Origin of the sequence: Saccharopolyspora halophila, assembly GCF_039531955.1 — a bacterium.
Lineage (GTDB): Bacteria > Actinomycetota > Actinomycetes > Mycobacteriales > Pseudonocardiaceae > Saccharopolyspora > Saccharopolyspora halophila.
Window position 1 is genome coordinate 1 of record NZ_BAAARA010000021.1, and the last position, 17212, is coordinate 17212.

The 17212-nt window shown below is 70.2% G+C and carries 16 protein-coding genes; 8 read left to right on the forward strand and 8 right to left on the reverse strand.

What is annotated here, in order from left to right; translation table 11 throughout:
• On the reverse strand, positions 1-346 hold a 346-nt coding region (locus tag ABD289_RS20980), incomplete at its 3' end, for a transaldolase family protein (protein ID WP_344135628.1).
• Positions 347-360: 14 nt separating this feature from the next.
• Positions 361-2451 carry a transketolase gene (gene tkt, locus ABD289_RS20985; RefSeq protein ID WP_344135633.1) on the reverse strand — a complete coding sequence of 697 codons (2091 nt, stop codon included), beginning with the start codon at positions 2449-2451 and terminating at the stop codon, positions 361-363.
• A 516-nt stretch (positions 2452-2967) separates the two neighbouring features.
• Here tkt and ABD289_RS20990 point away from each other — a divergent pair.
• The gene (locus ABD289_RS20990; RefSeq protein ID WP_344135636.1) at positions 2968-3903 is read left to right on the forward strand and encodes a heme o synthase; all 936 of its coding nucleotides are present in this window, start codon (positions 2968-2970) and stop codon (positions 3901-3903) included.
• Between the two features lie 37 nt (positions 3904-3940).
• Here the strand turns inward: ABD289_RS20990 and ABD289_RS20995 are convergent, their stop codons facing one another.
• Entirely contained in the window at positions 3941-4909 is a 969-nt protein-coding gene (locus ABD289_RS20995) for a quinone oxidoreductase family protein (protein WP_344135639.1), read from the reverse strand.
• A 152-nt stretch (positions 4910-5061) separates the two neighbouring features.
• Here ABD289_RS20995 and ABD289_RS21000 point away from each other — a divergent pair, with 152 nt between their 5' ends.
• Both ABD289_RS21000 and ABD289_RS21005 read left to right on the forward strand, forming a co-directional pair.
• Positions 5062-5376: a hypothetical protein gene (locus ABD289_RS21000; protein ID WP_344135642.1), complete on the forward strand. Its 315-nt coding sequence runs from the start codon at positions 5062-5064 to the stop codon at positions 5374-5376.
• Positions 5377-5511: 135 nt separating this feature from the next.
• Positions 5512-6009, forward strand: a complete 498-nt coding sequence (locus tag ABD289_RS21005; RefSeq protein ID WP_344135645.1) for a GbsR/MarR family transcriptional regulator — start codon at positions 5512-5514, stop codon at positions 6007-6009.
• A gap of 90 nt (positions 6010-6099) precedes the next feature.
• Here ABD289_RS21005 and ABD289_RS21010 read toward each other — a convergent pair whose 3' ends face one another.
• The 5 genes from ABD289_RS21010 to mptB all read right to left on the reverse strand — a co-directional run bounded on the left by ABD289_RS21010 (position 6100) and on the right by mptB (position 11400).
• Complete coding sequence (locus ABD289_RS21010; protein ID WP_344135648.1) at positions 6100-7050, reverse strand: COX15/CtaA family protein; 951 nt, start codon at positions 7048-7050, stop codon at positions 6100-6102.
• A gap of 69 nt (positions 7051-7119) precedes the next feature.
• The gene (locus tag ABD289_RS21015; protein WP_344135651.1) at positions 7120-7965 is read right to left on the reverse strand and encodes an SCO6745 family protein; all 846 of its coding nucleotides are present in this window, start codon (positions 7963-7965) and stop codon (positions 7120-7122) included.
• A gap of 113 nt (positions 7966-8078) precedes the next feature.
• The gene (locus tag ABD289_RS21020; RefSeq protein ID WP_425564754.1) at positions 8079-8888 is read right to left on the reverse strand and encodes an ABC transporter permease; all 810 of its coding nucleotides are present in this window, start codon (positions 8886-8888) and stop codon (positions 8079-8081) included.
• Positions 8885-9817: an ABC transporter ATP-binding protein gene (locus ABD289_RS21025; protein ID WP_344135654.1), complete on the reverse strand. Its 933-nt coding sequence runs from the start codon at positions 9815-9817 to the stop codon at positions 8885-8887. The genes ABD289_RS21020 and ABD289_RS21025 overlap by 4 nt, the downstream gene beginning before the upstream one ends.
• 11 nt (positions 9818-9828) lie before the next feature.
• On the reverse strand, positions 9829-11400 hold the full coding sequence (mptB, locus tag ABD289_RS21030; RefSeq protein ID WP_344135657.1) for a polyprenol phosphomannose-dependent alpha 1,6 mannosyltransferase MptB: 1572 nt from the start codon (positions 11398-11400) through the stop codon (positions 9829-9831).
• Between the two features lie 343 nt (positions 11401-11743).
• On the opposite strand from mptB, the gene ABD289_RS21035 reads away from it, so the two are divergent.
• The 5 genes from ABD289_RS21035 (at position 11744) to ABD289_RS21055 (ending at position 17200) form a co-directional block, all read left to right on the forward strand.
• Positions 11744-12376 carry a helix-turn-helix transcriptional regulator gene (locus ABD289_RS21035; protein WP_425564755.1) on the forward strand — a complete coding sequence of 211 codons (633 nt, stop codon included), beginning with the start codon at positions 11744-11746 and terminating at the stop codon, positions 12374-12376.
• Between the two features lie 67 nt (positions 12377-12443).
• Positions 12444-13904, forward strand: a complete 1461-nt coding sequence (gene sufB / locus ABD289_RS21040; RefSeq protein ID WP_344135660.1) for a Fe-S cluster assembly protein SufB — start codon at positions 12444-12446, stop codon at positions 13902-13904.
• A gap of 2 nt (positions 13905-13906) precedes the next feature.
• A complete protein-coding gene (gene sufD, locus ABD289_RS21045) occupies positions 13907-15085 on the forward strand; it encodes a Fe-S cluster assembly protein SufD (RefSeq protein ID WP_344135663.1) in 1179 nt (392 codons plus the stop codon).
• Positions 15086-15131: 46 nt separating this feature from the next.
• Positions 15132-15905: a Fe-S cluster assembly ATPase SufC gene (gene sufC, locus ABD289_RS21050; RefSeq protein ID WP_344135666.1), complete on the forward strand. Its 774-nt coding sequence runs from the start codon at positions 15132-15134 to the stop codon at positions 15903-15905.
• Positions 15902-17200, forward strand: coding sequence for a cysteine desulfurase (locus ABD289_RS21055; protein ID WP_344135669.1), 1299 nt, complete (start codon positions 15902-15904; stop codon positions 17198-17200). The genes sufC and ABD289_RS21055 overlap by 4 nt, the downstream gene beginning before the upstream one ends.
• Positions 17201-17212 lie beyond the last annotated feature (12 nt).

Below are 17212 nucleotides of genomic sequence, written 5' to 3' on the forward strand. Positions count from 1 at the left end.
CCAGCCGCGGATCGACCTCCAGCGACACCCGGCCGTCCACACCACCCGTGCGGTCGTAGACGCCCCGGAACACATCCGCCGCATCCCGCACATCGGCAGTGGTCAGCTCGCGGATCGCGTCGTCGACGCTCGCGTCGCGGGCCGCCAGCTCGCTGATCTTCTCGCTGTAGTCGGCGGCGTTGGACAGCGCACCGGCGAAGATCGTCGGGTTGGAGGTCACACCGACGACCTCCTTCTCCTCGATCAGCTGGGCCAGGTTGCCGGACTTGATCCGGCCCCGGCTCAGGTCGTCCAGCCAGATCGAGACGCCGGCCTCGCTCAGCGCCTTGAGATTCTCGTTCGTCACAGGAATTCCTCCGCTCACGCCTTCTTCAGGCTGCGTCGAGCAGCTGCGACAACGGCTTCGCTGGTGATGCCGAACTGCTCGTAAAGGGTCTTGTAGTCCGCGGAAGCACCGAAGTGCTCCAGCGAAACGGCTTCACCGGCGTCGCCGATGAAGCGGTGCCACGGCATGGCGATGCCGGCCTCGACCGAGACGCGGGCCTTCACCGAGCGGGGCAGGACCGACTCGCGGTAGGCCTCGTCCTGCTGGTCGAACCAGTCGACGCACGGCATGGAGACCACGCGGGTGGCGATGCCCTCGTCCTCCAGGACCTTGCGGGCCTCGACGGCCAGCTGGACCTCGGAACCGGTGGCCATCAGCACCAGCTCCGGGGAGCCGTTGCCGGCCTCGGCCAGCACGTAGGCGCCCTTGGCCACGCCCTCGGCCTGCACGCCCTCCAGCGTCGGCACGCCCTGACGGGTCAGCGCCAGACCGGCCGGGCCGTTGTCCGGGGACTCCAGGATCGCCTTCCAGGAGTAGGCGGTCTCGTTGGCGTCGGCCGGGCGGACCAGGGAGAAGCCGGGGATCGCGCGCAGCGAGGCCACGTGCTCGATCGGCTGGTGGGTCGGACCGTCCTCGCCCAGGCCGATGGAGTCGTGCGTCCACACGAAGATGGACGGGATCTGCATCACCGCGGACAGGCGGACCGCAGGACGCATGTAGTCGCTGAACACCAGGAAGGTGCCGCCGTACGGGCGGGTGCCGCCGTGCAGCGTGATGCCGTTGACGATCGCGCCCATGGCGTGCTCGCGGACGCCGAAGTGCAGCGTGCGGCCGTACGGGGTGGCCTGCCAGGCGTCGGTGGAGATCTCCGGCGGGCCGAACGAGGGCTGGCCCTTCATGCTCGTGTTGTTGCTCTCGGCCAGGTCGGCCGAACCGCCCCACAGCTCCGGCAGCACGTCGGCCAGGGCGGACAGCACCTCACCGGAGGCCTTGCGGGTCGCGATGCCCTTGCCGTCGGCCTCCCAGGTCGGCAGCTTCTCGGCCCAGCCGGTCGGCAGCTCCCGCTTGGCCATCCGGTCCAGCAGCGCCTTGTTCTCCGGGTTGGCGGCGGCCCACGCGTCGAAGGCGGTCTGCCACTCGGCGCGCACGGCCTGGTTGCGGTCGATGACCGAACGGGCGTGCGTCAGGACCTCGCCCTCGACCTGGAAGCTCTGCTCCGGGTCGAAGCCCAGCTCGGACTTGACCGCGGCGACCTCGTCGGCGCCCAGCGCGGCGCCGTGCGCCTTGCCGGAGTTCATCTTGTTCGGCGCCGGGTAGCCGATGACCGTGCGCAGCACGATCAGGGTCGGCTTGGCGGGCTCGGCCTTGGCGGCCTCGATGGCCTCCAGGAAGCCCTGCACGTCCTCGCCGCCGTGGACGGTGAGCACCTGCCAGCCGTAGGCCTCGTAGCGCTTGGCGGTGTCCTCGGACAGCGCGATGTCGGTGTTGTCCTCGATGGAGATCTCGTTCGCGTCGTAGATCACCGTGAGGTTGCCCAGCTGCTGGGTGCCCGCCAGCGAGGACGCCTCGGAGGTCACGCCCTCCTCGATGTCGCCGTCGGAGGCGATCACGTAGACCTGGTGGTCGAACGGGCTCTGGCCCTGCGGCGCCTCCGGGTCGAACAGACCGCGCTCGCGGCGCGCGGCGATCGCCATGCCCACCGCGGTCGACAGGCCCTGGCCGAGCGGGCCGGTCGTGGTCTCGACGCCCTTGGTGTGGCCGTACTCCGGGTGGCCGGGAGTCTGCGAACCCCACGTGCGCAGCTGCTTGATGTCATCGAGCTGCAGGCCGTAGCCGGACAGGAACAGTTGGATGTACAGGGTGAGGCTCGAGTGCCCGGCCGACAGGACGAACCGGTCACGGCCGATCCACTCCGGGTCGGTGGGGTCGTGCCGCATGACGCGCTGGAACAGCGCGTAGGCGGCGGGCGCCAGGCTCATCGCGGTGCCCGGGTGGCCGCTGCCGCAGCGCTCCACCGCGTCGGCGGCCAGCACGCGGACGGTGTCCACCGCGCGCTGATCGAGCTCGGTCCAGTCTTCGGGCAGTCGCTTGGTGGTCAAGCGGGCAAGGTCGTCGGTGACGGACACGGACGCAGCTCCAGTTTTCCTTCGGCGGTATTTCCCTCAACGCGGCGAACGGTCGCTGGACCGATTCGGGCGCTGTTCTCCCTCGTCCGTCGGGAAGCCTAATCGTTTGGCGATCCGGCACCCGGCGGCCCGTCTGAATTGGTGTCTCCCCGCTCATCCGGGGGCTCGTCATCGCTGGTGAGCACGGGCCTCCGGTGCGCCTGGGGCGCACGAGTCGCGGGATTCGGCGAATCGATGACCACCTGTCTTCGTGCTGGTGAGCGGCCGGATTACCGGTTGATCGCCGAACGCTTCCAGGATAGCTCCAAACGCGCGGTTACCAGGGGTGCGTGGGCTGTCACGGTCGCCACCCCCGGTAGCGGGAATGCACGCGCGCGGGGCCGGGCAGCCGCGACCCGCGCGCCGCGATGTTCAGTAGCGCGGCTACTATTGCGGAGCGTTCCGGCGCCGTTCGGGTGGCCGTTGAAGCCGTGGTTCGCGCAGAGGGAGAGTCATGTCGGCGGTTGGTGCAGCATCATGACCACCACCCTCGACGCGCCGCGCCAGCAGTACGCGCGCAGGCCCGCTGAGCTGCTCAAAGCCTATCTCGGGCTGGTCAAGCCACGGGTCATCGAGCTGCTGCTGGTGACCACGATCCCGGCGATGCTGCTGGCCGCAAGGGGCATCCCCTCGCCACTGCTGGTGCTGTCCACGCTGGTCGGCGGCACGATGGCCGCGGGCAGCGCGAACGCGCTGAACTGCGTGGTCGACGCCGATATCGATCAGGTGATGAAACGCACGCGGGCGCGCCCGCTCGTGCGGCACACGGTCTCGAACCGGCACGCCCTGGTCTTCGGCATCGCACTGGGCGCGGGCTCGTTCCTGGTGCTGTGGCTGACGGCGAACCTGCTGGCCGCTGCCCTGGCGGTGGCCACGATCCTGTTCTACGTCTTCATCTACACCATGGTGCTCAAGCGCCGCACCGCCCAGAACATCGTCTGGGGCGGTGCTGCGGGCTGCATGCCGGTGGTCATCGGCTGGGCCGGGGTCACCGGCGGCCTCGACTGGCCCGCCCTGGTGATGTTCGGCGTGGTGTTCTTCTGGACGCCGCCGCACACCTGGTCGCTGGCGATGAAGTACAAGGACGACTACGAGCGGGCGGGCGTGCCGATGCTGCCCGTGGTCGCCGAACCGGTCGCGGTCTCCCGCCAGATCGTGGCCTTCACCTGGCTGATGGTGGTCTGGAGCCTGCTGCTGGTCCCCGCGACCGGCTGGCTCTACGCCGCCTTCGCGCTGGCCACCGGGGTATGGTTCCTGGTGCTCGCCCACCTGCTGCACGCCCGGGTCAAGCGCGGCGTCCCGGCCAAGCCGATGCACCTGTTCCACCTGTCCAACACCTACCTGATGCTGGTGTTCGTGGCCCTGGCGGTCGATTCCGCGCTCGGCCTCCCGGTGCTGGGCTGGCCCTGGTAGGAGCCCGTTGCCGGGCACGCCCGGCCCGGGCCGCGCGTCACGGGATGAGCAGCACCTTGCCCGTGGTGCGACGTCCCTCGAGGTCCTCGTGGGCGCTGCGGGCCTCGCCGAGCGAGTAGGTCGCGCCGATGCGGATCGTCAGCGCGCCGGAGCCGATCCAGCTGAACAGGTCCCCGGCGCGCCACTCCAGCTCCTTGCGGGTGAGCAGGTGGTGACCGAGGCTCGGGCGGGTCAGGAACACCGACCCCGCCGAGTTCAGCTTCTGCGGATCCAGCGGCGGAACCGGTCCGCTGGCCGCGCCGAAGAGCACGAGCATCCCGCGCGGGCGCAGGCTGGCGAGGCTGGCGTCGAAGGTGGACTTGCCGACGCCGTCGTAGACGACGTCCACACCGCGCCCGTCGGTGAGGTCGTCGACCTCGGCCGCGATGTCCGCCTCGGTGTAGCGGATGATCTCGTCGGCGCCGGCCTGCCGGGCCAGCTTCTCCTTCTCGCCGGTGGAGACGGTGCCGAGCACGTTGCCGCCCCGGGACTTGATCAGCTGGGTGAGCAGCAGGCCCATGCCGCCCGCCGCCGCGTGCACCAGGGCGGTCTCGCCGGTGCGGATCGGGTAGGTCGAGGTGACCAGGTAGTGCGCGGTGAGCCCTTGCAGCATCGCGGCGGCAGCGGTGCGCTGGTCCACGCCGTCGGGAACCGCGACCGCCTGACCGGCCGGGACCAGCACCTGCTCGGCGTAGCTGCCCGGGGCGCTGGCCCAGGCGACCCGATCGCCCACGGAGTGCCCGGTGACGTCCGGGCCCACGGCGATGACCTCGCCAGCTCCCTCCGAACCCGGGATGAACGGCAGCTGCATCGAGTAGATGCCGCTGCGCTGGTAGGTGTCGATGAAGTTGACCCCCGCGGCGGCGACCCGGACCAGCAGCTGCCCGGAACCCGGCTCGGGGGCCTTCGCCTCGGTCTCCTCGAGCACCTCGGGGCCGCCGTTGGCCGTCACCCGAATCGCGCGCATCGCGTCCTCCAACACTTCCGTTCGCCGAGATCCACCACTGATCTTCCTCGCGTCCGCAACCACGTGCCAGCGGGCGGATTTCCTCGATCAAGTTCGGTGGTGTTCGCAACGGTTCGTTCCTGGCCGGAGCCACCCGCTTTAGGATGCCCGGTATGAGCGCACCCGATAAGGACACCGAGCAGAGCGCCGCGCCCGCGCCGAAGGTCGTCGCGACCGCCAAGGCGTTCGTCGCCGACCACGGTGGTGCGGCCCGCGCCGTGGTGGAAGGCATCGGTCGCATGGGCGCCCGGGTGGTGCTCGTCGGCGAGGACGGCCAGCTCGGCGACGTGATGGTTCCCGATGTGGCCACCGGCGAGGCCCTCGTCGAGAAGGTCGACGGGCTGACCGGGTCCGACTGGGACGCCGACACCACCGCTGCCCTCAAGATCGGGGCGGCGCACCGCCGGAGGATGGCCAAGCCCCTCTGATCGCGAGCACGCGCGCACCGGCGCGCGGCGGTGCGGACCCCGCATCGCCGACACGCCGGTCGCGCGGGCTGGTCGAGACGTTCGCTGTGGTTTATCTTTTCAGCGGATACTGAACTCGATCACCGTGGAGGCGGCGTGTCCGAGGAGTACGTGCAGCGCACCGAGCGGCCCGCCATGCAGGAGTGGATCGAGCAGATGGCGGCCCACTTCGAGGCCAGCGAGGGCATGCCGCTGATCGCGGGCCGCATCCTGGCTTTCCTGCTGATCTGCGACCCACCGGAACGCACTGCGGCGGAGCTGTCCTACGCCCTGGCGGCCAGCACCGGTTCGATCAGCACCAACGTTCGCCTGCTGATGCGCCTGGGCGTGATCTCCAAGTCCACTCGCCAGGGTCGCGAGGCCGCCCTCTACAAGGTGGAGGAGGACCGCTGGCCGGTCCTGGTCCGCCAGCGGATGGAGCGCGTCACCGACCTCGAGGAGCTCACCGCCTCCGGTCTGCGCATGTTCAGCGGCCAAGGCGAGCGCGCGCGCAGGCTGCGCACCGTCCACGAGTTCTACAAGTGGCTCGCGGGCGAGATGCCGGAGCTCTGGCGCCGCTGGGAACGCGAGGGCAAACCCCAGCTCCGGTTCTGACCCCCGGGGCGACCGCGCGCCGGCCGTCGCGGGCGCCCACGAGCGCGGTATCCCGGTTAGCCGCGTGATCGCCGTGCCCGGCGTCGCGGATCAGGCGGGTGCGGACTCCGCGGCGCGGGTGCTCCCCGGAGCGGGCAGCGGGCCGCGGTAGCGCGACTCGCCCCAGAGGGCTGCGGTGGTGATGATGACGCCGGTCGCGGCGGCTACGTGCAGGATCACCAGGCCCTCGGGCACGCCCAGGTAGTACTGGACGGATCCGATGGCGCCCTGGACCAGGACCATCGCGCAGGCCGCGCCGTAGGCCTTCAGCAGGCCCTTGGTCGGGCGGGTGTTGCGCAGCCAGACGCCGAAGACCGCCAGGATCAGCACGTAGGCCATCACCAGCGTGCTGTGGGTCTGCACCAGCGTCGGGACCGGGAAGCCCAGTCGCGGGGTCGCGGGATCGCCCGCGTGCGGGCCTGCTGCGGTGACCAGCGTGCCCGCGACCAGCGTCGCGGCGGTGACCACCACGAGGGCGGTCAGCAGGTGGCGCATCGATCGCGGGATCACGCCGACCGGGGCGCGGTCGCCCTCGCTGGTGGCCTTGACCAGGATCGTGGCCAGGAAGATCAGCACGGCCGAGGCCATGAAGTGCACCGACACGCTCCACCAGGCCAGATCGACCAGGACCGTCATGCCGCCGATGATCGCTTGCACGACCACGCCCACCGGCATGATCAGCGCCAGCCCGACCAGCCGCCTGCGGTGCGGCGGGCAGCGCCACGCGGCCAGCAGGCAGGCCAGCGCGATGAAGCCGACGACACCGGTCAGCAGCCGGTTGCCGAACTCGATCGCCTGGTGCAGCGGAGCGATCTCCGCGTGCGAGATGGGCACCATGCTGCCCGGGAAGCACTGCGGCCAGGTGGGGCAGCCCAGCCCGGAGCCGGTGACCCGGACCGTCGCCCCGGTCACCGCGATCAACGACTGAGTCACCACGACCGCCACGGCCAGCGCGCGCACGATGCGCGGCGACGGGCGGGAGATCCAATTCGGAAGCGGCACGCCTCGAATGGTATTCCGCTCCGCGGATCACCCCGCCCGCAGGTGCGCAATATGTGGTGCGGCTATCTGTCAGGCGAACAGCTCGGTGGGCACCGCTCCGGCCTTGTACAGGGCCTTGCTGACCGAACCACCGCTGGAGACGAGCTCTTGGACCTTCTCCTGGCTCAACGTCCGCCAGGGCCCCATCGACATGGCGTCGGTGGCGACCTCGACCTCCTCGCGCAGCGCCTCGCCGGCCTCGGTGATCGTGTCGTCGGCGTCGACCAGGCCGCGCTCGCGCAGCTCGTCGGCGGCCCGGGCCCACTGCTGCTCGGACCACTCGCGCAGCTGGCGGGCCGCTTCGGCGGTGAACCCGCCGGGCACCGTGCTGTGCAGGACCAGGGACTGGATGCCGGAGATCTCGGCCTGCTGCAGCGCGGCGATGTGGGCGTCGCCGCGGAACTCGCGCAGCAGCGTGACCGCGTGCCACAGGCGCAGGTGCGGCTGCTCCGGCCAGTCCAGGTCGGCGTGGGCGGCGTAGAGCGGCTTGCCCTCCGGGGAGCAGCCCTCGGTCGCCTCGCGGGCCAGCTCGGCCGCGCGGGCGACCTCGGAGGAGGCCAGGAACTCGTCGCCGAGCATCCGGCGCATCGCCGCGTCGACGGCGTCCAGCCGGGCGTCCAGGATCTTGGCGGGGGAGGCGATCTCCCAGGCGGCCGGGATGTGCTTGGCCACGGACTCGGGGTTGAAGTTGTAGAACGTCGCCGCGACGACGCCCGGTCCGACGGGGCCCATCGCGGCCGAGCGGCTCGCGTAGTAGCCCATCCGGCCCTTCTTCAGGCCGAGTTCGGCGTAGCGCTCCTCGCCCTCCGGGGCGAAGTAGATCATCGCGTGCACGAGTTCGAGGGCGGCTTTGGCATGCCGCGCGATCTTGGTCATACCCGACACCCTATGGCCGCTCGCGGCGCGCCAGAAGAGGGTCTTGATCTTGAAGCGCCGCGCGCGAGAGCGCTGGAGCCCGATGGAGCTGATCGGGCCGCCTCCGAGCGGGTTCAGGTCAGTCGTGTGGTCTTCATCGCTACCGCGCCGCAGGCCGCGAACCACGCCAGCAGCACCAGCACCGGCGTCGCGCCGGGAAGGCCGCCGTGGGTCAGCGTCGCGTCCAGCACCTCGGCCAGCGCTCCGGAGGGCAGGAAGCCCGCGAGGGTGCCGACCGGGCCGGGCAGGTCCGAGGCCGGCAGCGCCAGGCCCCCGGCCAGCAGCAGGAGGAACCAGATCGCGTTGGCCACCGCCAGCACGATCTCGGCGCGCATCGAACCGCCGACCAGCACGCCCGCCGCGCCGAAGGCCAGCGAGCCCAGCACGAGCATCACCAGCGCGGGAGCGAGCCCGACCGGCGACGGTGTCCAGCCCAGCGCGAGGGCGGTCGCGCCGAGCACGACGGCCTGCAGGGCGACCACGAGCAGCGTGGCCAGCACCCGTCCGGAGATCAGCGTCCAGCGGGGGAGCGCGGTGGCCGAGAGGCGTTTGAGCACGCCGTAGCGGCGGTCGAAGCCCAGCGCGATGGCCTGCCCGGTGAACGCCGTGGACATCACCGCCAGGGCCATGATGCGCGGGAACACCGAGTCCACCCGCGGATCGGGCAGGTCGCCGATGTGCAGCGCGCTGAGGCCGATCAGCAGGGCCAGCGGAATGATCAGCGTCAGCAGGGCCTGCTCGCCGTGCCGAACGATCAGCAGCGCCTCGATGCGGGTCTGCGCGGCCAGCATCCGACCGGCGCGTCCGCGGCCCGGGGCGGGCCGGAAGGTGCCCTCCGGGAACCGGCTGCCGCGTTCGGCGGTGCGGTTGGTCTCCGAGCTCACGATCGCAGCTCCCGTCCGGTCAGGTCCAGGAAGACGTCCTCCAGGCTGCGGCGGGTCACGCGCAGCTCCTGGGCCAGCACGCCGTGCTGGGCGCACCAGGCGGTCACCGTGGAGATGACCTGCGGGTTGATCTCGCCGCGCACCGCGTAGTCGCCCGGCCGCAGCTCCTCGGACGAGTATCCCTCGGGCAGCGCGGCCAGCAGCAGGTCGAGGTCCAGGCCGATCTGGGAGCGGAACCGCAGCTCCTGCTTGCCGTCGGCCGGTGCGGTGAGTTCCTCGGCGGTGCCGTCGGCGACCGCGCGCCCGCGATCGACGATCACCACCCGATCGGCCAGCGCCTCGGCCTCGTCCATCAGGTGCGTGGTCAGCAGCACGCTCACCCCGTCACGGCGCAGGGCGGAGATCAGGTCCCAGACCAGCCTGCGCGCCTGCGGGTCCAGGCCCGCGGTCGGCTCGTCGAGGAACACCAGGCGCGGGCGGCCGATCAGCGCGCAGGCCAGCGACAGGCGCTGCTGCTGGCCGCCGGAGAGCCGCTTGTAGGAGGTGCGGCGCACGCCTTCGAGACCGAGGACCTCCAGCAGCCAGGCGGGGTCGAGGGGATCGGCCGCGCAGGTGGCGACCAGGTTCAGCATCTCCTCGGTGCGCACGCCCGGGTAGGCGCCGCCGCCCTGGGGCATCACGCCGATCAGCGGGCGCAGCTGCTCGCCCTGGGTGCGCGGATCCAGGCCGAGGACGCGCACCTCGCCCCCATCCGGGCGCTGGAAGCCCTCGCAGATCTCCACCGTGGTGGTCTTGCCCGCGCCGTTGGGGCCCAGCAGGGCCAGCACGCTGCCGTGCGGCAGGCACAGGTCGAGCCCGGCGACCGCGGTGGTGTCCCCGAAGCGCTTCTGCAGCCCGCGCAGCAGGACGGCCGGACTCTCGTAGCTCACGAACTCACACTTTATTGCGTGCTGGGACGCGCCAGCCCGAGGGATGGCATCCGGCCTCTGACCAGCACGAGCGTGATGGCGAACGCGATGATGGCGGCGATCACCGCGAGTGGGATCTGATACGCCCGCAGCACGAATCCGGCACCCGTGGGCGGGATGACCAGCGAGGTGGCCGCGCAGATGAGCATCGCGGTGACCCGGAACCGGCGGTTGTTGGTCGCGAGGGCCAGCGGCACCACCGACCAGAGCAGGTACCAGGGCCACAGCACCGGCACCGCCAGCGCCAGCGTCAAGAACGTCACGCCCATCGCCGCGAGCGGGTGGATCCGGCGGCGGAAGGAGATCCACAGCATCCACAGGCACACCGCGGCCACCAGCACGTAGCCGATGATCTTCGTGATGGACAGCATCGCGTCCATCGTGTTGCCCAGGCCGAGCAGGGTGGACAGGCCGCCGCCCGCCATGCCGAACGCGGTCAGCGGCGCCATGACGGTCTTGACCCTGTTGGGCACGTCGAAGGTGTCGATCCAGCCCAGGCCCCAGCCGCTACCGACGGTGATCACCGTCATGGTCGCGAGGAACACGGCCAGCAGCAGCGCTCCCACGCGCAGCAGGTCGCGCCATCGCCCTCCCCGGGCGAGCACCACGCAGATGCCGAAGAACCCGAGCGCGATCCAGCCCGGTGGTTTGATCGCCCCCGCGATGGTCAGCAGCGCCCCCGCGGCCAGCGTTCCGGTGGTGTTGCGGTAGCGCAGGCCCAGCTCGATGGCGGGCAGCATGATGCCCAGCATCAGCGCCTCGTTGTGCATCCCGCTGACCACGTGGAACAGCACGATCGGGTTGGCCACGCCCAGCCACAGCGCGGCGGTGGGGTGCACGCCGCAGCGGCGCGCGAGCTTCGGGATGGCCCAGATCGCCGCGGCCAGCGCGCACAGCATGATCGCCCGCCACACCAGCACGCCGAAGACCACGTTGTCGCCGATCAGGCGGGAGACGAGCTGGCCGAACATGAGGAACAGCGGCCCGTACGGCGAGGGGGTGTCGCGCCAGATGTTCGGCACGTTGCTGGTGAACGGGTGATCCACGCCCAGCGCGACGGCCGGTGAGACCAGGTACGGGTCGAACCCGCGCGCGGCCACCTCGCTCTGGGCGAGGTAGCTGTACATGTCCGTGGAGAACAGCGGCGGGCACAGTGCCAGCGGGATCGCCCACATGGCCAGGGTGCGAGCCAGCTCGCGCGGATCGAGCATCCGGGTCCGTCCGGGCAGGCACAGCCGGCCCATCCACAGCCAGGCGGCCACGATCATCAGCATGCCCAGCCAGCAGGCCGCCATCGCCACCGTGGGCATCCGGGTGAGCAGGCCGAGCAACCGGGTCCCGGACAGCGGGTTGATCACCGGATTGGCGCCCGCGCCGAACGCGCCCGCGGCCAGGATCAGCGATCCGGTGGTCCCGAACCGGCGCAGTGCGGTGAGCTGCCGCTGCTCGTGGGCCGCGAGCGGCTCGGGAGCGGTGTCCGGGCCGGGCCGGGTCTCGTCTCGCGGGGTCGCCGTCGTCGGGTCCGCTTCTTCAGCTGCCGCCACGATTACGAAGCGTAAGAGGCCGCGGTTGAGCCGCGTATGCCGGGCTGAGACGAGCGCGCGCACCGCTGCGCGCACGGGGGTGCCCTCCCGGGCGCGGCCACGGACGTTCGGGTCGCCGACCTGCGGAACTACTCACATCTGGCGCGAAAGGGACTTAATACGGTGAGTCAGATCACGTTGTCCGCCCCGCATGCTGGTGTGTGGCCGCGAAATAGGTAACATTCATGTTGTGAAAAAGGTCGGGGCGTCCAAGCCGACCGCAGCCGGAGCCGAGGGTGACCCTGCGGGTCAGCCCGGTGCGGCTGCGCAAGGCGACGGCCGGACCCGTCACACGGTTGCGCGGTTGCTGCTGGAACGGGGGCCGGTCACCGCTGCTGCGGTGGCCGAAGAGCTCGGGGTCAGCCCCACCGCGGTCCGCAGGCACCTCGACGTGCTTGTGGCCGAGGGGGAGGCGCACACCCGGGAGTCCTCGCCGCGGGGCCGTCGCGGACGTGGTCGACCAGCCAAGCTCTACCTCCTCACCGAGGTGGGCCGGGCGAGGTTCGGGCACGCCTACGACGACCTGGCGGTGGCGGCGCTGCGGTTCATCGCCGAACACGAAGGTGAACAGGCGGTTCGCGAGTTCGCCGAGCGGCGGATGGCACATCTGGTGTCCACCCACCGCCAGGCGCTCGCGGACGCCGGTAGTCCAGCCGAGCGCGCGGAGGTCCTGGCCGACGCGCTCACCCGGGAGGGCTACGCTGCTTCGGCGCGCAGCGTCGGCAGCGGCGAGCAGCTCTGCCAGCACCACTGCCCGGTGGCGCACGTGGCTGCGGACTTCCCGCAGCTGTGCGAGGCCGAGACGGAGGCGTTCGCCGAGGTTCTCGGCACCCACGTGCAGCGGCTGGCCACCATCGCGAACGGTGATGCGGCCTGCACCACGCACGTACCAACCGCGCGGTTGACGGATCCGGGCGCGAGTCCGGACCCCGAATAGACCTCTGCCGGTTCGGTCCCGAAGGACCGGCAGATACCGCCCCGATTCCTGATGGAGGGGAGTCCGTATGACTGCCGCTGCCGAGCAGCGCACACCCACCACGTCCGATGGTTCTGGCCAGCTCAGCCAGGAAGAGACCCTGGCGACGCTGGGCAACTACGAGTACGGCTGGGCCGACCCGGACGTCGCAGGTGCCAGCGCCAAGCGAGGTGTCGACGAGGACGTCGTCAACGAGATCTCGTCGAAGAAGGACGAGCCCGAGTGGATGCTCGAGGCCCGCCGCAAGGCGCTGACCCTGTTCGACCGCAAGCCCATGCCGAACTGGGGCGCGGATCTGTCGGGCATCGACTTCGACAACATCAAGTACTTCGTGCGGTCCACCGAAGAGCAGGCCCAGACCTGGGATGACCTGCCGGAGGACATCAAGAACACCTACGACAAGCTGGGCATCCCGGAAGCGGAGAAGCAGCGGCTGGTCGCGGGTGTCGCCGCGCAGTACGAGTCCGAGGTCGTCTACCACCAGATCCGCGAGGACCTCGAGGCCCAGGGCGTGCTGTTCCTGGACACCGACACCGCGCTGCGGGACTACCCGGAGCTCTTCAAGGAGTACTTCGGCTCGGTCATCCCGGCCGGCGACAACAAGTTCTCGGCGCTGAACACCGCCGTGTGGTCGGGTGGCTCCTTCATCTACGTGCCGAAGGGCGTGCACGTCGACATCCCGCTGCAGGCCTACTTCCGGATCAACACCGAGAACATGGGCCAGTTCGAGCGGACCCTGATCATCGTCGACGAGGGTGCCTACGTGCACTACGTCGAGGGCTGCACCGCCCCGATCTACTCCTCGGACTCGCTGCACTCGGCCGTGGTGGAGATCATCGTCAAGAAGGGCGGCCGCTGCCGCTACACGACCATCCAGAACTGGTCGAACAACGTCTACAACCTGGTCACCAAGCGCGCCAAGGCGGAAGAGGGCGCGACCATGGAGTGGGTCGACGGCAACCTCGGCTCCAAGGTGACCATGAAGTACCCGTCGGTGTTCCTGATGGGCGAGCACGCCAAGGGCGAGGTCCTGTCGGTGGCGTTCGCCGGTGAGGGCCAGCACCAGGACGCGGGCGCCAAGATGGAGCACATGGCGCCGCACACCTCCTCGACGATCGTCTCCAAGTCGATCGCCCGCGGTGGTGGCCGCACCTCCTACCGGGGTCTGGTCAAGGTCGCCAAGCGCGCCCACCACGCCTCGTCGAACGTGAAGTGCGACGCGCTGCTGGTCGACACCGTCAGCCGTTCGGACACATACCCCTACGTCGACATCCGCACCGACGACGTGACCATGGGTCACGAGGCCACCGTGTCCAAGGTCAGCGATGACCAGCTGTTCTACCTGATGCAGCGCGGTCTGACCGAGGACGAGGCGATGGCCATGATCGTGCGCGGCTTCGTCGAGCCCATCGCGCGCGAGCTGCCGATGGAATACGCACTGGAACTGAACCGACTGATCGAACTGCAGATGGAAGGGGCCGTCGGCTAAAGATGAGCACCACGAAGACCGACGCCCAGCACGGCCTCGGTGAGCACTCGCACGGCGCACCGGTCGTGCCGCAGGCCTCCCGTGGTGAGCGCTTCACCTCCTACGACGTCGAGGCCTTCGAGGTCCCCGGCGGTCGCGAGGAGGACTGGCGGTTCACCCCGACCAAGCGCCTCAAGGGCCTGCACGACGGCTCCGCGACCGCAACCGGCAACCTCAAGATCGACGTCACCGGTGACGCGGGCGTGGAGACCGTCGGGCGCGAGGACGCGCGGCTCGGCCAGGGCGGAATCCCGGCCGACCGCGTGGCCGCGCAGGCCTGGAGCTCCTTCACCGAGGCCACGGTCGTGACCGTGCCCAAGGAGACCAAGCCCGAGGGGCCGATCACCGTCACGGTGAACGGCCCGGGCGCAGGTGAGGTCACCTACGGCCACCTGCAGGTGCGCGCCGAGCAGTTCGCCGAAGCCGTCGTGGTCATCGACTACCGCGGCTCCGGCGTCATCGGCGACAACGTCGAGTTCGTCGTCGGCGACGGCGCGCAGCTCAAGGTCGTGTCCATCCACGACTGGGCCGACGACGCCACGCAGGTCAGCTCGGAGCACGCCAACCTCGGCCGCGACTCGGTGTTCCGCCACTTCGCCGTCACCCTCGGCGGCGACCTGGTGCGGGTGAACACCACGGTCAACTACGCGGACAAGGGCGGCGACGCCGAGCTCCTCGGCCTCTACTTCGCCGACGCGGGCCAGCACCTGGAGCACCGGATGCTGGTCGACCACAGCGTGTCCAACTGCCGCAGCAACGTGCTCTACAAGGGCGCCCTGCAGGGCGATTCGGCGCACACCGTGTGGATCGGCGACGTGCTGATCCAGGCGGCCGCCGAGGCCACCGACACCTACGAGCTCAACCGCAACCTGGTGCTGACCGAGGGTGCGCGGGCCGACTCGGTGCCCAACCTGGAGATCGAGACCGGCGAGATCGAGGGCGCGGGCCACGCCAGCGCCACCGGTCGCTTCGACGACGAGCAGCTGTTCTACCTGCAGTCCCGCGGGATCCCGGAGGACCAGGCCCGGCGCCTGGTCGTGCGCGGCTTCTTCGGCGAGCTGCTGCAGAAGATCGACGTGCCCGAGGTCCGCGAGCGGCTCGAGGCCGAGATCGAGGAAGAGCTCGCCGTCGTCGGCGTCTGACCACCCAGAAGCTTTCGGTACCACCACACCAGGAGAATTTGAAGAAATGGCCACCCTGGAGATCAAGGACCTGCACGGTTCGGTCCTCACCGAGGAAGGCGCCAAGCCGATCCTCAAGGGCGTCAACCTGACCATCGACTCCGGTCAGATCCACGCCATCATGGGCCCCAACGGCTCGGGCAAGTCGACCCTGGCCTACGCGCTGGCCGGTCACCCGAAGTACCAGATCGACTCGGGCTCGGTGCTGCTCGACGGCGAGGACGTCCTCGAGATGACCGTCGACGAGCGCGCCCGCGCCGGCCTGTTCCTCGCGATGCAGTACCCGGTCGAGGTTCCGGGCGTGTCGATGTCGAACTTCCTGCGCACCGCTGCGACCGCGGTCCGCGGCGAGGCCCCGCAGGTCCGGCACTGGGTCAAGGAGGTCAAGACGGCGATGTCCGATCTGGACATCGAGACGTCCTTCTCCGAGCGCAGCGTCAACGAGGGCTTCTCCGGCGGTGAGAAGAAGCGCCACGAGATCCTGCAGCTGGACCTGCTGAACCCGAAGTTCGCGGTGCTCGACGAGACCGACTCCGGCCTGGACGTCGACGCGCTGCGCGTCGTCTCCGACGGCGTCAACAAGTTCAAGGACAAGGGCGACAAGGGCGTTCTGCTGATCACCCACTACACCCGGATCCTCAAGCACATCACCCCGGATCGGGTGCACGTGTTCTCCGACGGCAAGGTCGTCGAGTCCGGCGGCGCCGAGCTGGCCGACGAGCTCGAGTCCACCGGTTACGTGCGCTTCACCGGCAAGAAGGAGGCGGCCGCCCAGTCATGACCGAACAGCCTCCTCGCACCACTGGTGCGAGCACCCCACTGGACGTGGCGACGATCCGCGCGGACTTCCCGATCCTGGGACGCACCATCCGCGACGGCAAAAGCCTGGTCTACCTCGATTCGGGGGCGACCTCGCAACGGCCGCGCCAGGTGCTCGACGCGGAGCGCTTCTTCCTGGAGACCTCCAACGCCGCCGTGCATCGCGGCGCGCACCAGATGGCCGAGGAGGCCACGGACGCCTACGAAGGTGCGCGGGAACGCATCGCGAACTTCGTCGGCGTCGGTTTTGACGAGGTGGTGTTCACCAAGAACGCCACGGAGGGCGTGAACCTCGTCGCCTACGCGATGAGCAACGCGGCCACGGCCGGGGCGGAGGCCGAGCGCTTCCGCCTCGGCCCCGGCGACGAGGTCGTGGTGACCGAGATGGAGCACCACGCCAACCTGGTCCCGTGGCAGCAGCTGTGCGAGCGCACCGGCGCCACGCTGCGCTGGCTCGGTGTCACCGACGAGGGCAGGCTCGACCTGTCCGAGATCGACTCGGTGATCTCCGACCGCGCGAAGCTCGTGGCCTTCACCCACCAGTCCAACGTGCTGGGCACGGTGAACCCGGGTGAGCAGATCGTGGCCCGCGCGAAGGCGGTGGGCGCGCTGACCGTGCTCGACGCCTGCCAGTCGGTGCCGCACGCGCCGGTGGACTTCGGCGCCATGGGCGTGGACTTCGCGGTGTTCTCCGGGCACAAGATGCTCGGCCCGTCCGGTGTCGGCGTGCTCTGCGGCCGCCGGGAGCTGCTGGAGGCGATGCCTCCGTTCATCACCGGCGGGTCGATGATCGAGATGGTCTACATGGAGCGCTCCACGTTCGCCCCGCCGCCGCAGCGGTTCGAGGCGGGCGTGCCGATGACCTCGCAGGTCGTCGGGCTAGGCGCGGCGGTGGACTACCTGAACGCGCTGGGCATGGAACGCGTCGCCGAGCACGAGCGGCAGCTGACCGAGACCGCGCTGCGGGAGCTCGGCGCCATCGAGGGGGTCCGGATCATCGGGCCCACCACCACCGAGCACCGCGGTGGTGCCGTGTCCTTCGTCATCGACGGCGTGCACCCGCACGATGCGGGGCAGGTGCTCGACGATCAGGGCGTGGAGGCCCGGGTGGGGCACCACTGCGCCTGGCCGCTGCACCGGCGGATGGGAATTCCCGCGACGATTCGCGCGTCGTTCTACTTGTACAACGAACTGGACGAGGTCAAGGCGTTGGCGGATGCGGTGCGCGAGTCGCAGCGCTTCTTCGGGGTGGCTTGATCTTCGACTGCC